The organism is Massilia sp. MP_M2, assembly GCF_039123635.1.
Taxonomy (GTDB): domain Bacteria; phylum Pseudomonadota; class Gammaproteobacteria; order Burkholderiales; family Burkholderiaceae_D; genus Telluria.
The window spans coordinates 168,535-182,556 of sequence record NZ_JBCHJF010000007.1 but is presented as its reverse complement, the minus strand read 5'-3'; the positions used below and the strand labels follow the sequence as shown (position 1 = coordinate 182,556).

11 protein-coding genes are annotated in these 14,022 nt (G+C 65.7%); 3 read left to right on the top strand and 8 right to left on the bottom strand.

The annotated features are described in order from the left end of the window. Positions 1-107: 107 nt before the first annotated feature. The 4 genes from fnr to RCH14_RS16160 form a co-directional block, all read right to left on the bottom strand. Positions 108-869, bottom strand: a complete 762-nt coding sequence (gene fnr / locus RCH14_RS16175; protein WP_343027122.1) for a fumarate/nitrate reduction transcriptional regulator Fnr — start codon at positions 867-869, stop codon at positions 108-110. Between the two features lie 43 nt (positions 870-912). Next, positions 913-1,107 carry a hypothetical protein gene (locus tag RCH14_RS16170; RefSeq protein WP_343027121.1) on the bottom strand — a complete coding sequence of 65 codons (195 nt, stop codon included), beginning with the start codon at positions 1,105-1,107 and terminating at the stop codon, positions 913-915. 12 nt (positions 1,108-1,119) lie between these two features. Further along, the gene (locus tag RCH14_RS16165; protein WP_343027120.1) at positions 1,120-2,013 is read right to left on the bottom strand and encodes an SPFH domain-containing protein; all 894 of its coding nucleotides are present in this window, start codon (positions 2,011-2,013) and stop codon (positions 1,120-1,122) included. 101 nt (positions 2,014-2,114) lie between these two features. Continuing rightward, positions 2,115-2,387 carry a hypothetical protein gene (locus RCH14_RS16160; protein ID WP_343027119.1) on the bottom strand — a complete coding sequence of 91 codons (273 nt, stop codon included), beginning with the start codon at positions 2,385-2,387 and terminating at the stop codon, positions 2,115-2,117. 159 nt (positions 2,388-2,546) lie between these two features. Here RCH14_RS16160 and RCH14_RS16155 point away from each other — a divergent pair, with 159 nt between their 5' ends. From RCH14_RS16155 to pncB, 3 genes are all read left to right on the top strand, one after another. Next, entirely contained in the window at positions 2,547-4,238 is a 1,692-nt protein-coding gene (locus tag RCH14_RS16155; protein WP_343027118.1) for an AMP-binding protein, read from the top strand. 74 nt (positions 4,239-4,312) lie between these two features. Next, positions 4,313-4,843, top strand: coding sequence for an SET domain-containing protein-lysine N-methyltransferase (locus RCH14_RS16150; protein WP_343027117.1), 531 nt, complete (start codon positions 4,313-4,315; stop codon positions 4,841-4,843). Positions 4,844-4,874: 31 nt separating this feature from the next. After that, positions 4,875-6,062, top strand: coding sequence for a nicotinate phosphoribosyltransferase (gene pncB / locus RCH14_RS16145; protein WP_343027116.1), 1,188 nt, complete (start codon positions 4,875-4,877; stop codon positions 6,060-6,062). Between the two features lie 21 nt (positions 6,063-6,083). On the opposite strand, the gene RCH14_RS16140 is transcribed toward pncB, so the two are convergent. The 4 genes from RCH14_RS16140 to RCH14_RS16125 all read right to left on the bottom strand — a co-directional run bounded on the left by RCH14_RS16140 (position 6,084) and on the right by RCH14_RS16125 (position 13,849). After that, positions 6,084-7,319: a DNA topoisomerase IB gene (locus tag RCH14_RS16140; RefSeq protein ID WP_343027115.1), complete on the bottom strand. Its 1,236-nt coding sequence runs from the start codon at positions 7,317-7,319 to the stop codon at positions 6,084-6,086. A 104-nt stretch (positions 7,320-7,423) separates the two neighbouring features. Then, positions 7,424-9,070, bottom strand: coding sequence for a Na+/H+ antiporter (locus RCH14_RS16135; protein WP_343027114.1), 1,647 nt, complete (start codon positions 9,068-9,070; stop codon positions 7,424-7,426). A 63-nt stretch (positions 9,071-9,133) separates the two neighbouring features. After that, positions 9,134-11,455: an EAL domain-containing protein gene (locus RCH14_RS16130; protein ID WP_343027113.1), complete on the bottom strand. Its 2,322-nt coding sequence runs from the start codon at positions 11,453-11,455 to the stop codon at positions 9,134-9,136. Positions 11,456-11,620: 165 nt separating this feature from the next. Beyond that, positions 11,621-13,849 (bottom strand): ATP-binding protein, encoded by a 2,229-nt coding sequence (locus RCH14_RS16125; RefSeq protein WP_343027112.1) that lies wholly within the window; start codon positions 13,847-13,849, stop codon positions 11,621-11,623. Positions 13,850-14,022 lie beyond the last annotated feature (173 nt).

The window sequence follows — 14,022 nt, the reverse complement described above, 5'->3', positions numbered from 1 at the left end:
CGATGCCGATCTTACGTCCGCCTGGCTGCGCCTGCTGGCTTTGAAACCGGGTACTGCTGCTTGCGCCACCAGGGTGCGCCGGGCGCTACCTGCTGCGATCGCCCGCATTACGCCATCGGACTGCACACATCCGTCCCCGCCGCCAGCGCCTTGAGCTTGGCCGGATCGAGCAGCGTCAGCTCGCGCTTGTCGACCCCGAGCCAACCCTGTTTCTTGAAGCGCGACAGCAGCCGGCTGATGCTCTCGATGGTCAGGCCCAGGTAGTTGCCGATGTCTTCGCGCGACATGCGCAGCTGGAACTGGGTGCTTGAATAACCGCGCGCCGCGTAGCGCGCCGACAGGTTGACGAGGAAGACGGCGAAGCGCTGCTCGGCGCGCATATTGCCGAGCAAGAGCATGACGTTCTGCTCGCGCGTGATTTCCTGGCTCATGATGCGGTGAAAATGGCGCAGCAGCGCCGGCACTTCGCCGAACAGTTCTTCGAGCCGCACGAACGGGATCTCGCACACTTCACTGTCTTCGAGCGCGACGGCGTCGCAATGGTGGGTGCCGCTGATCGCGTCCATGCCCAGCAATTCGCCGGCCATCTGGAAGCCGGTGATCTGGGCTTCGCCGGCGGCGTTGACCTGGAAGGTCTTGAAGTGGCCGAAGCGCACCGCATACAGATTGCGAAACGGCTCGCCCACCCCGTACAGGCGCTCGTCGCGCGCCAGCCGCCGGCGCCGGCCGATGATCTGGTCGAGGCGGACGATATCGGCGTCTTCCAGGCCCATCGGAAGACACAGCTGGTGCATGCTGCACGCGGCGCAGGACTTGAGCGCCTGGATGTTGACGAGCGGTGCAGACGGGGCGGGTGGGGCGGGGATCATCGGATAGGCCGGCAGAGGTTCAACCCCGATTATAGTCCTGCTGTCAGCTTTCCCCGTCAGTATCGCTGTGGCTTTTTGGCGCGGCCGGTTTCATGCCGCGCCGGGCCAGGCCTTCGCGCAGCAGGAATTCGATCTCCGCGTTCACGCTGCGCAGGTCGCGCGCGGCCAGACGCTGCAGTTCATCCCACAGCGCCGGGTCGATCCGTAGCGCGAACGCTTTTTTTCCTGGACTTGCCATACTGGTCGGCCGCTAGTTGTACAGCGTGCCCGTGTTGATGATCGGTTGCGTTTCCTTGTCGGAGCACAGTACCACGAGCAGATTGCTGACCATCGCCGCCTTGCGCTCGTCGTCCAGCTCGACGATGCCGCGCTCCGACAAGCCTTTGAGGGCCGCTTCGACCATGCTCACGGCGCCATGCACGATCTTGCTGCGGGCGCTGATGATGGCTTCGGCCTGCTGGCGCCGCAGCATGACCTGGGCGATCTCGGCGGCGTAGGCCAGGTGGGTCAGCTTGGCGTCGAGCACCTCGACGCCGGCCGCTTCAAAGCGCGCCTGCAGCTCGGTCTTGAGGGCGTCGGCAACGACGTCCATGCCGGCGCGCAGCGTGGTTTCGCCTTGCGGCAGATCCTCGCCTTCGTCGTAGGCGTATTGCGAGGCCAGGTGTCGCAGCGCCGCTTCGGCCTGGATCGACACGTAGCGCTCGAAATCGTCGACTTCGAACACGGCCTGCGCAGTGTCGCGCACGCGCCAGACGACGGCCGCGCTGATTTCCACCGGGTTGCCGCGCTTGTCGTTGACCTTCAGCGTGGGGGCAGTGAAGTTGCGGGCGCGCAGCGACAGGCGCCGTTTGACGTACAACGGGAAGGCCCAGCGCAGACCTTCGCTGCGGTCGGTGCCGATGTACTTGCCGAACAGGGTCAGGATCGCGCTCTCGTTCGGCTGCAGCATGAACAGGCCGGTCAGGCACAGCAGACCGGCCAGTCCCAGCGCGACTGCGCCCAGCAGAAACAAGCCGTCGGGCGTCTCGACCCCGGTCTTGAACAGGTACGCCGCACCCAGCAGGAAAACGATGCCGGCGCAAGCGGCCAGGTAGCCATTCGCGGACGAAAACGCCTTTTCACGGCGGGTGTGCGATGCGTTCATGCTTGGACCTCTTCTGGGTGGCTGTGACATCAAAGTGATATCACTTTAGGATTGCCAGAAAGTATTGTCAAGCGATTTGGTGAACGCCCCGATACGGCGGATCAGGCTTGGTCGGCCAGGCCCTTTTGCAGCAGCTGGGCCACCAGCGCATTGAGCTCGCTGTCGCGCTCTTTGCTCAGCGTTTGCAGCTGCGCCACCAGATCGCTGTTGAGTTTGACGGCGAACGGCACCAGTCCCAGCGCGCGGTCACGTTCGCGCTGTTCGCGGCGATCCGGCGCCGCATCCTTGGCGGGCGCGCCGATGACAGCGCCCCGGGCAGCCATCTGGCCTTGAATTTTTTTGGCGTCGCCTTTTGCCATGTCAGTCTTTTTCATCACGTGCCTTTAGTTTGTTGGAGCCGAATTCTACTCTCGAAACGGGCCGCCATCGCGAATTGGCAAGCGGCGCGCATTTGGTGGCATGATGGGCGTCGCAGCACGACAGCAGGCGCGCCGCCGCGCAGCCTGCCCCTGCAACCTGAACAGGAGACCACCATGACGCCCAACCAGCGCTTTGTGCAGGCGCGCGACTTCCTCCAGCAGCACCGGCTCGACTACGACACCGCCTATCGCGACTACCAGCCGCCGCAGCTGTCCACCTTCAACTGGGCGCTCGACTTCTTCGACCACCAGGCCCGGGATAACCACCGTATTGCGCTCTGGGTCGTCGATGAAGACGGCGCCGAGCACAAGATCACGTTCGCCGACATGGCCGCCCGTTCGAGCCAGGTGGCCGAATACCTGCGCAACTGCGGCGTGCGGCGCGGCGACCGGGTGCTGTTGATGCTGCCGAATCGGGTCGAGCTGTGGGAAGTCATGCTGGCCGGGATCAAGCTGGGCGCCGTGCTGGTGCCCACGACGATGCTGCTCGCCGGCGACGACCTGGCTGACCGGATCACGCGCGGCGCCGTCAGGCACGTGATCGTGCAGGCGTCCGAGACGCACAAGTTCGCCGCGCTGCCCGGCAGCTTCACCCGCATCGCGGTGGGCGGCGCGCACCAAGGCAGTACTGATGGCTGGCATGACTACGCCGCCAGCCACGCCGTCGTGAGCGTGTTCGTGCCCGAGGGCGAGACGCTGGCCACCGATCCGCTGCTGCTGTACTTCACGTCCGGGACCACGGCGCGGCCGAAACTCGTGCTGCATACGCACCAGAGCTACCCCGTCGGCCACTTGTCGACGATGTACTGGATCGGCCTGCAGGCGGGCGACATCCACTGGAATATCAGTTCGCCCGGCTGGGCCAAGCATGCCTGGAGCTGTTTCTTCGCGCCGTGGAATGCCGGCGCCACCGTATTCGTCTACAACTACGAACGCTTCGCCGGCACCGCGGTGCTGAACGTGATCGAGCGCTGCGGCGTGACGTCGCTGTGCGCGCCGCCGACGGTCTGGCGCATGCTGATCAAGGAAGACCTGGCGGCCTGCAAGCCGGCCTTGCGCGAACTGGTGGGCGCGGGCGAGCCGCTCAACCCCGAAGTCATCGAGCAGGTCGAGCGCGCCTGGGGCATCCGCATCCGCGACGGCTTCGGCCAGTCCGAGACCACTTGCCAGATCGGGAACTCCCCTGGCCAGCGGCTCAAGCCCGGCTCGATGGGCCGCGCGCTGCCGGGCTACCGCATCGCGCTGCTCGACATCGATGACGCACCGGCCACCGAAGGCGAGATCGCGGTGGCACTGGCCGCCAATCCGGTCGGCCTGATGGCGGGGTACGAGGGCGACGCCGACAAGACGCGCGACGTCATGCGCGCCGGCCACTACCACACGGGCGACACGGCGGCGATCGACAGCGACGGCTACTACTTTTACGTGGGCCGCAACGACGACGTGTTCAAGTCGGCCGATTACCGCATCAGCCCCTTCGAGCTCGAGAGCGTCCTGATCGAACACGAGAGCGTGCTCGAAGCGGCGATCGTGCCCAGTCCCGACCCGCTGCGGCTGTCGGTGCCGAAGGCCTTCGTCACGCTGCGCGCCGGCGTCGCCCCGAGCCGCGAGATGGCGGCCGCCTTGTTCGCTTTCAGCCGCGCGCGGCTGGCGCCGTACAAGCGGATCCGGCGCATCACGTTTCGCGAACTGCCCAAGACCATCTCGGGCAAGATCCGGCGCGTCGAGTTGCGGCGCGAAGAAGCAGGGCGGACCGGCGACGCGGGTGATGCGCCCGAATACCGCGAGGAGGATTTTCCCGTGTAGCGCAAGTGCGTGGCGTTTCGGGCGAAAGCGGCCATAATGAGCGCTCTCTTTTTTCTCGTCCATTCGCCACCTTGATGACCACCCAGCGAACCCCAACCACGCCGACTGACACCGCCACCGCCACCGCCGACACCGGCCCGTCGTACGAAGTGCGCCAGTCGCCGATCCACGGTAACGGCGTCTTCGCCAAGAAGCCCATCGCGGCGGGCGAGCGCATCATCGAGTACCGCGGTGAACGCATCAGCTGGGACCTCGCAACCGAGCGCGCCGAGAAAGCCGGCGGCCCGGTCAACCACACGTTCTATTTCAGCCTGGCCGACGGCCGCGTGATTGACGGCGGCCGGCGCGGCAACGAGGCGCGCTGGATCAACCATGCCTGTTCGCCCAACTGCGAAGCGTACGAAGATGAAGGCAAGGTCTATATCCACGCGCTGCACGACATCGACGCCGGTGAAGAGCTCAACTACAATTACGCCCTGATCTACGATGAGCGCCACACGCCCAAGCTCAAGAAAGTGTTCGCCTGCCGCTGCGGTACGCCCGGCTGCACGGGCACGATGCTTGCGCCAAAGCGCCGCGCCCGCACGTCGGCCGCCGGCAAATAAACCACGCCCCCATCATCGACCTGGAGCAACGATGAAACCAGTAGTTCGTAGTCTGCTTGAGACTGACCTGTACAAATTCACGATGTGGCAGGCTTTGCTTCACAGCCACCCGGGCGCGACGGGCGAGTACGAATTCCGCTGCCGTAACGAGCCGGCCTATCCGCTGGCAGAGCTCAAGGAAGACATCGAACGCGAGCTCGATCACCTGTGCTCGATGATGTTTACCGAGCACGAAGTTGCCTACCTGCGCGCACTGCGCTTCATCAAGGGCGACTTCGCCGACTTCCTCACGCTGTTTCGCTTCCAGCGCAAGTTCATCGAGGTCACGACCGACGGTCCGCACCTGCGCATCCGCGCCAGTGGCCCTTTGGTGCACGTGATGGGGTACGAGATCTTCGTGCTCTACATCGTCAACGAGCTGTATTTCCGCCGCTTCGACCAGGCCGAGGCCATGGCCGAAGCACGCCTGCGCCTGCGCCAGAAGATCGACGAGCTGCGCGCCTTCGGTGAAGAAGCCCCACGCGCCAACCCGTTCGAGTTCTTCGATTTCGGCGTGCGCCGCCGCTTCTCGGGCGGATGGCACGACGAAGTGGTCCAGACGCTGGCGCGCGAGCTGCCGGTGTATTTCAAGGGCACCTCAAACGTTTATTTGGCCTACAAATTCAACCTGGTCCCGATTGGCACGATGGCGCATGAATACCTGCAGGCGCACCAGGCCTTCGGCACGCGCCTGGTCGACTTTCAGAGCGCGGCGCTCGAGAACTGGGTGCAGGAATACCGTGGCGACCTGGGCACGGCGCTGACCGATGTCGTCGGCATGGATGCGTTTTTGGCCGACTTCGACCTGTACTTCGCCAAGCTGTTCGACGGCTTGCGCCACGACTCGGGCGACCCGTTCGTGTGGGGCGAAAAGGCGCTGGCCCATTACGCGCGCCTGCGCATCAATGCACGCACCAAACGCCTCGTGTTCTCGGATGCGCTGACCATTCCCAAGGCCTTGAGCCTGTACCGGCATTTTGCCGACCGCGTGATGACGGGCTTCGGCATCGGCACCAAGCTGACCAACGACACGCCTTTCCCGTCGATCAACATCGTCATGAAGCTCGTGCGCTGCAATGGCCAGCCGGTGGCCAAGCTGTCGGACGAGCCGGGCAAGTCGCAGTGCACCGACGTCACGTACATCGCCTACCTGCGCCAGGTGTTCAACCACCCGTTATAGGCGGGCTCTGGCCGGGCTGCGCTACGCTGCTGCCGGCGCGGGACGTCGTGACTTTGGCGTAGCGCGCTTGGCCGCCGTCTTCTTCTTCGTCGTCGCCCGTGTCTTTGCAGCAGTCTTTGTAGCAGCCTTTGCAGGCGCTTTCTTGCGCGGCGCCGCAGGCGGCTTTTCTTCTTCGTACTTTAGCCGCTGCTGCAGCATCGCCAGCACGGCCGCTTCTTCGGGCTGCAGCGCGTGCAGGTCTTCAGCCAGTTTCTTTTCGGTTTGTTCGCGCATGACGTGCAGCGGCGCCCCTTCGAGGTAGGCGTCCAGCACGGCCGGGTGCACATAGCATTTGCGGCAGATCGTCGGCGTGTTGCCGAGCTTTTCTGCCACCGACTCGATCGCGCGCACGATGTTCTTCTTGGCCTGCGTCTCGGAGTCGAATTTTTCAAACTCCTGCAGGGCGAGCGCCGCCAGCACGGTGCCCGACCAGGTGCGGAAATCCTTGGCCGTGTATTCTTCGCCGGTGATCGCGCGCAGGTAGTCGTTGACGTCGCTGGAGTCGACGCTGTGCGTCTCGCCATCCTCGTCGATGTACTGGAACAGTTCCTGGCCCGGCAGATCGCGCGTGCGCTTGACGATGCCAGCCAGGCGCCGGTCGTGCACCTTGACCTTGTGGTAAACGCCGCTCTTGCCACGGAAGCTGAATTGCACGTCGCTGCCATCGACCTTCACGTGGCGGTTGCGCAGCGTCGTCAGGCCAAACGATTTGTTGGTGCGCGCGTATTCCTCGTTCCCGACCCGCATCATCGTCGCTTCGAGCAGGTAGACGATCGTGGCCAGCACTTTCTCGCGCGGCAAGCCCTGCAGCTTGAGGGCGCGGTCGACTTCGTGGCGGATCGCCGGCAGCGCGTCGCCGAACTTGAGCATGCGTTCGTACTTCACTTCATCGCGCGCGGTGCGCCATTTCGGGTGGTAGCGGTATTGTTTGCGGCCGCGCGCATCGCGCCCCGTCGCCTGCAGGTGACCGTTGGCCTGCGCGCAGATCCAGACGTCCTGCCAGGCGGGTGGAATCACCAGGCTCTTGATGCGCGCCAGCGTCGTCTCTTCCTCTACTTGATCGCCGTGAGCATCAAGGTAGCGAAAGCCGTCCTTGAGCGCCTCGCGGCGGATGCCGGCGCGGCCATCGTGCACGTAGCGCAGTCCGGCCGCGCGCGCGGCGCTGGTGGAATCCTGAGTGTCGAGTGCGTCGACTGTTTCGGTTGTCTGGCTGGGCATGGCGGTTCCGCAAATGATGAAAATTGCGTCGATGCTACGCCCGGGCCAGGGCCCGCACTGTACGCAAGATAACGGAGTGCGGGACAGCGCGCAGCAGGCCCGGTTCAGCGGTAACGCGCTTCGACCAGGTCGATCTCGCGCAGCAGCTTGCGCGCGACTTCGTCGGACAAGGTGTTGTTGCGCGCCATGCGCAGCAACACGGCGCGTTCGTGCTCGAGCGCGGCCAGGCGGTAGTGGCGTTCGGCGCTTTCGGCGGCGCGCGCATGCGCCGGATCGACATCGTTGCCGTTGCCGCCATCGAGCCGGTACTGGTACAGGCTGCGCACCTGGTCGACTGCGCTCGCGTGCATTTCGACCGCGCCTTGCGCATCGCAGCCCGAGGTGGGCGGTGGCGGTGGTGCGTTGGCGATGGCTTCGAGCGCTGCCAGCGCCGCCGCATGGCGCGCACGCGCCTCTTCGCTTTCATGCGCCGAATCGTGTGGCAGTTCGAGTCCGCGCAGCACGCGCGGCAGGCCGACGCTGGCCAGCACGAGCGAGACGACGATCACGGCGCTGGCCAGGAAGATCACCAGGTCGCGTCCCGGGAACGGCGCGCCGCCCGGCATCGCCAGCGGCAGCGTGAGCACGCCGGCCAGCGTGATCGCACCGCGCACGCCGGCTAGCGACGTGGCCAGGATCAGCCGTGGGTTGGGGCGGTATTCCGGCAGTTTCTGGCGCCGGGCGTTTAGCAGCGTCAGGCGCAGCGAGACCCAAACCCAGACGAAGCGCAGCAGGATCAGGCCGAAGCTGATGGCCAGCGCGTTCTTGGCCAGCCACCACACATCGTTCGCGCGCGGCAGCTCGGGCGCGACCAGGGCTGCATTGAGAATATCAGGCAGCTGCTCGCCCAGCAGCACGAACATAATGCCGTTGAGCGTGAACTGCACCGTGTCCCACACCACGGCGCGCCGCACGCGCGTCGTGGCCGCGGCGCGTCCGCTCAATTCGACATAGCTCATCGTTACGCCGGCCGCCACCGCGGCCAGGATGCCCGAGGCGGCCAGGTGCTCGGCCGCCAGATAGGCGCCGAACGGCAGCAGCAGGTTGATCAGGATCGGCGAGCCGCTTTCCTCGCCAATGCGCGCAGCCAGCTGGCGCTGGGCCCAGCTCACGCCCACCGTGATGCCCACGCCGATGGCCACGCCCGCCAGCGCGACCCACAGGAACGTGAGCGTGGCCTCGCCCAGCGAAAAGGTGCCGGTCAGGGCGGCGGCCACGGCGAAGCGGAAGCACACCAGGCCACTGGCATCGTTCAGCAGCGATTCGCCCTCGAGGATGTGCATCAGGCGCGGCGGGATCGGCACGCGCGCGGCGATCGACGAGACCGCGACCGGATCCGTGGGGGCCAGGATCGCGGCCAGCGCAAAGCACACCGCCAGCGGCAGCGAGGGAATCAGCCAGTGGATCAGAAAGCCCGCGCCCAGCACCGTAAACAGCACCAGGCCCAGGGCCAGTTCGAGGATGGTGGAGCGGTCGCGAAACAGCCCGACCTTGGGAATGCGCCAGCCGTCGAGAAACAGCAGCGGCGGCAGGAACACGAGGAAAAAGATATGCGGTTCGAGCCGTACCCCATGGCCGGTGCTGCCGGCAATGGCCGCGCCGAGCGCAATCTGCATCAGCGGCAGCGGCACCGCGAAGGGCAGCATGCGCACCAGGTAGCCGCTGGCCACCACCGCCAGCAGCATGGCCAGCACGATTCCCACTTCATCCATCAAGATCTCCCTGTTCGAGGCAGGATGATAAGGGATCGGAGCCGCCGGTGGCGACGCTATCGATCAGGCGGTGGATAAACTGGCTTGGGGCGCAGCCTGGAGTTCGGCCAGCAGCGCCTCGAGCGGCATTGGCCGGTGGAACAGGTAGCCTTGCATGCAGGCGTTGCCATGCGCGGCCAGGTATTCGGCCTGGGCCGACGTCTCGACGCCTTCGGCCACGACGCGCAGGCCCAGGTGGCCCGCCATTGCCATGATCGACTGCACGATGGCGGTGCCGTTCTTGTCGTGTGGGGTGTCGCGGATGAAGCTCTTGTCGATCTTCAGTTCGTACAGCGGCATCCGGGTCAGGTACGACAGGCTCGAATAGCCGGTGCCGAAATCGTCGATCGAGATGCGGATCCCGAGTGCGGCCAGCGCGTGCATCCGCTCGATGGTCTGGTCGAGGCGATCGACCAGCAAGCCTTCGGTGATCTCGAAGATCAGCTGGCCGGGCGGCACGCCCGTCTCGTGCAGGATCGCTTCGACCCGCGTGACGAAATCGTGCTGGCGGAACTGCATCGGGCTGACGTTGACCGACAGCGGGAAGCGGTGGCCGGCACGGTCCAGCACGTGCCAGGCCAGGCACGCTTCGCGCAGCGCCCAGTCGCCCAGCGCCACGATCAGGCCGCTCGACTCGGCCACCGGGATGAACACATCGGGCGGCACGCTGCTGCCATCCTTGCGGCGCCAGCGCATCAGCAGTTCGGCACCGCTCGGCACCCGTGCACCGTCGACCTGCAGTTGCAGGTGCAGCGAGAGTTCGCCGTTGTCGAGCGCCTGGTCCAGGTCGCGCTCGAGCGTCAGGCGGCCTTCGGCATCGGACAGCATGCCCGGTTCGAACAGCGCCACGCCATTGCGCCCGCGCGACTTCGCGTGGTACATCGCGGTATCGGCTTCGCGCAGCAGATCGTGTACCGTCTGGTGCGGCGCGTGGCCGGATGCCGTGAGCGCCACGCCGATGCTGCTGGTGGCGTAGTAGCGCTGGGCATCGATGACGATCTTGTCGGCCAGTGCAGCCCGGATCCGCTCGGCCACGGCCAGTGCGCGGTCGGTGGCCCGGTCCGCACTCTGCCCGAGCGTGTCGAGCAGGACGACGAATTCGTCCCCGCCCAGGCGCGCCACGCTGCCCTCGTCGCCGGTCATTGCCACAAGGCGATTGGCCACGTTCTTGAGCAGCTGGTCGCCAGTCGCATGGCCGCGGGCGTCGTTGACGGTCTTGAAGTTGTCGATGTCGACGTACAGCACCGCAGCCATCGACCCGCCCGTACGGGCGCCAGCCACCGCCAGGTCGAGCCGCTCCATCAGCAACCGCCGGTTCGGCAGCCCGGTCAGCACGTCGTAGAAGGCCAGCCGGTGAATCGCAGCGGCGGCGTTGCGCCGTTCAGTCACGTCGCGGCTGACGATGACCCAGTGCGTGATCGCGCCGCTGTCGCCCGAGAACGGCACCATCTCGGCCTCGACCCAGTAGGGCGTGCCGTGCTTCGTGTACAGGACCATCTCAGCGCTGGCGGCATCCTTGTGCATCACGGCCGTGATCACGCGCCTGACCGTCTCCTGGTCGGTGTCGGGCCCTTCGAGCATGCGCACGCTGCGCCCGATGACTTCTTCGCGCGCGTAGCCGGTGTGGCGCAGCAGCGCGTCGTTGGCAAAGATGATCGGCTGCTCGGCGCCAGGCGTGTCGACCATGCGCGCGATCATGACCATGTCGTTCAGGCGCGCGACCGCGGCCGCCGTCAGGCGCAGTTCGTCGTTGACGGCGTGCAGGCGTAACTGGCCCGCTTCCAGCCCGGTGGCAGCAGTGCGCGCTTCGAGAAGCGATTGCGCCAGTCCCTTGAGCAGGGTGCCGCTGGTGATCGTGATCAGCGCGCCAATGCAGCAGAAGTTGATGACGACGACGAGCGCCGATGCCAGGCAATTCTGTTCCAGGCCGGGCACGTACAGGTGGACCTGGTCGTTCACGCCCAGCAGCAGGACAGAGGCAGCGCACAGGGCCAGTGCGGCGAGCGCGTGGCGCATGCCGAGCAGGATGACTGCCATCGCTGGCAGGGCCATCAGGTAGACCAGCCCGATCGGTCCCACTGCGACCAGCAGACCGATGGACAGCAGGAAGAGCGTGGCCAGGAAGTTCAGCACGCGTAGCTTGTGCGAAATGCGATCCAGACGCCAGATGACAAACAGCCATGCCAGCGTCGCCACATCCATGACGGCCACCGGCCATTTGCCTTTGAGCAGCATCAGCGGGATGCTGGGCAGGGCGGCGGCGCATCCCAGAATCATGACGATGGGAAGGATGGTCGCGAACACCTTGACGCGCCAGCGCGCGATGTCATCTGGAGGAACTGTCATGAAGCATCCTGTTCGGCACGCCGCACGGAGTTACTCCGGAGCATAGTATTTTTCTTGATACAAATTCTATGCAGTTGTCATGTTGCCTGTCACGCACAATCTGACAAGCTGTTGTTCCAATGAAACGGCGCGCATCGCGAAGGCGGTTCAGTCGCGCTATGTTCGTCAGTCGGGGCCCGCTTGCGCCAGCAAATCGCTCAATTGCACCGTGTTGATGGGCTTGACGAGGTAATGGTCGAACCCTGCCTGGGTTGCCTGTTCGCGGTCCTGCTGGCGGCCGTAACCCGTGGCGGCGATCAGCGTCGCGCCCTCCATCCCGGGCAATCTGCGCAGGCGCCGCGCCAGTTCATTGCCATCGATCTCGGGCAGGCCGATGTCGAGCAGGCACACCTGTGGTGTAAATACGGTGGCGACATCGATCGCATCCAGCGCGCCGTACACCACCTCCACCCTGTGCCCGCTCGCGCGCAGGAACAGGCTCAATGTGTGGGCGGCGTCGAGATTGTCGTCCACCACGAGGATGCGCAGCTGGCCGACGGCGCTGGCGCTGGCGCCCAGCGGCGACACCGCCGGACTGGCCAGATTCTCCTGGGCGAAGCGCGGCAGGCGCACGGTGAACGTGCTGCCCATTCCCGGACCGGCACTCATCGCGCCGACGCTGCCGCCGTGCAGTTCGACCAGGCTGCGGGCCAGTGCCAGGCCCAAGCCCAGGCCGCCCTGCGAGCGGTCCGGGGTGCGCTCGGCCTGCGTAAACAGGTCGAACACGCGCTCGACGAGGCGCGCATCCATGCCGATGCCGTCGTCCTTCACGTCGATGACCCACGCGTCGCCTTCCAGCGTCAGTTGCAAGGTGATGTGGCCGCCCTCCGGCGTGTACTTGGTCGCATTGCCCAGCAGGTTGGCCACGACCTGCACCAGGCGCTTGTGGTCGCCCTTGACGCTGGCCGGTTCTGGCGGCATGTCCAGCACCACCTTGTGGCGGCGGGCGAGCATCATGGGCCGGATCTGCTCGGCCGCGTCGTCGACCACTTTGCGCAGGTCGAGGATCTGGGTCGACAGCGTCACCAGGCCGCGTGTCACGCGCGAGACGTCCAGCAGGTCGTCGACGAGGCTCGTCATGTGCTCGACCTGGCGCGCGATGATGGCGCAGGTCTGCGTAATCTGCGCATTGTCCGAATGCAGCAGCTTGAGCAGATGGGCGCCGGTGCTGATCGGCGCGAGCGGGTTGCGCAGTTCGTGGGCCAGCATCGCCAGGAATTCGTCCTTGCGCTGGTCGGCCGCGCGCAGCTCGCGCTCGGCCAGGCTGCGCTGGGCTTCTTTCTGTTGCAGGTGTTCTGCCATCTCGTCCAGGGCCGCGGCCAGCCGGCCGATTTCCTCGCTGTTCGACCCGATGCCGGTACGGGCATCGAGTTCGCCGGCGGCGATCCGGCGCGCCACTGTCATCAGCGTGCGTACCCGCCGGACAATCAGCTTGTCGCCGGCCAGCCAGGCCGCCAGCAGGGCCAGGATGGTCGTCAGGCCCAGGCCGAGCAGCGACATCAGCTGGGCCTCGCGCGCCACGCGCGTGATGGTCTCGGTCGGCACGCCGATCGTGACCGTATAGTCCGACAGCGTGGGCGGGCCGACGCGCGCGAACGCATGCAGGCGCTCGACGCCGTCCTCGCCCTGGATCACGCGGGCCTTGTCGTGCGGGCCGCGCATCGCTGCAAACAGCGTGGCCGGAACACGCTTGCCGAACCAGCGCTCGGGATCGGGGCGGCGTGAAATCAGCTTGCCCGAGGCGTCGGCCGTTTCGAGGATCGAACCGGCCGGCAGGCTGATGTCGTTGACGAAGGTATCCAGGCCCGCCAGGTCCATCGCTGCGAACACGACCGCCACCACCTGGCCGTCGCGGTCGGTGACGGGGTAGGTCAGGTTGATCGTGTGCCGGCGGATCACGCGCCCGAAAATGTAGTCGCTGGCGATGAAGCGGCGTTCGGCGATGGCGCGCTTGAAGTGGGGGCGGTCGCCCAGGTTCACCGGATGCAGCATCGGCACCGCGCTGCAACTGACGTCGCCATTGAGCTGGATGAGGCCAAAATTGACATACAGTTCGTTGCGATCGAGCACGTTGACCAGCAGCGCATTGCAGTCGGCGGTATTGCCCATCAGGTCCGGCACGCTGGCCAGGTCGACCAAGATCTGGCGCGCGCGGTCGATCGACTGCGCTTCGTTGGCGGCAGCCAGTGCCGTCAGGCGTTTCAGGTTCTCTTCGGACGCGCGGATCGCGGCTTCGCGCTCGCGCAGCCCGCCGAGCACGGTGACGATCGCGATCGGCGTGATGGCCAGCAGCACCAGCAGCATCAGCCGGCTGCGCAGGCTGTTCAGGCGAAAGCGTCCAGGTGACTTGTTCATCGTTGCGGCCCCCGGTATGGTGTGCCGGCGACGGCGGGAAGCGCGATCTTCTGTGCGAGGCGGAGCATGGCTGGCGAACGATTCATCGATAAAAACCGCAACGTAATGCGAAGGAAATGACAGCGAAGTTTCCTGATTGTACTAAAAATTGACTTGTCCATCGTGGATCAGTC

Coding starts and splice junctions, on each gene's coding strand:
- RCH14_RS16155 (WP_343027118.1), top strand. CDS start 2,547: ATGACGCCCAACCAGCGCTTTGTGCAGGCGCGCGACTTCCTCCAGCAG.
- RCH14_RS16140 (WP_343027115.1), bottom strand. CDS start 7,319: ATGCCCAGCCAGACAACCGAAACAGTCGACGCACTCGACACTCAGGAT.
- RCH14_RS16160 (WP_343027119.1), bottom strand. CDS start 2,387: ATGAAAAAGACTGACATGGCAAAAGGCGACGCCAAAAAAATTCAAGGC.
- RCH14_RS16130 (WP_343027113.1), bottom strand. CDS start 11,455: ATGACAGTTCCTCCAGATGACATCGCGCGCTGGCGCGTCAAGGTGTTC.
- fnr (WP_343027122.1), bottom strand. CDS start 869: ATGATCCCCGCCCCACCCGCCCCGTCTGCACCGCTCGTCAACATCCAG.
- RCH14_RS16165 (WP_343027120.1), bottom strand. CDS start 2,013: ATGAACGCATCGCACACCCGCCGTGAAAAGGCGTTTTCGTCCGCGAAT.
- RCH14_RS16125 (WP_343027112.1), bottom strand. CDS start 13,849: ATGAACAAGTCACCTGGACGCTTTCGCCTGAACAGCCTGCGCAGCCGG.
- RCH14_RS16170 (WP_343027121.1), bottom strand. CDS start 1,107: ATGGCAAGTCCAGGAAAAAAAGCGTTCGCGCTACGGATCGACCCGGCG.
- pncB (WP_343027116.1), top strand. CDS start 4,875: ATGAAACCAGTAGTTCGTAGTCTGCTTGAGACTGACCTGTACAAATTC.
- RCH14_RS16150 (WP_343027117.1), top strand. CDS start 4,313: ATGACCACCCAGCGAACCCCAACCACGCCGACTGACACCGCCACCGCC.
- RCH14_RS16135 (WP_343027114.1), bottom strand. CDS start 9,070: ATGGATGAAGTGGGAATCGTGCTGGCCATGCTGCTGGCGGTGGTGGCC.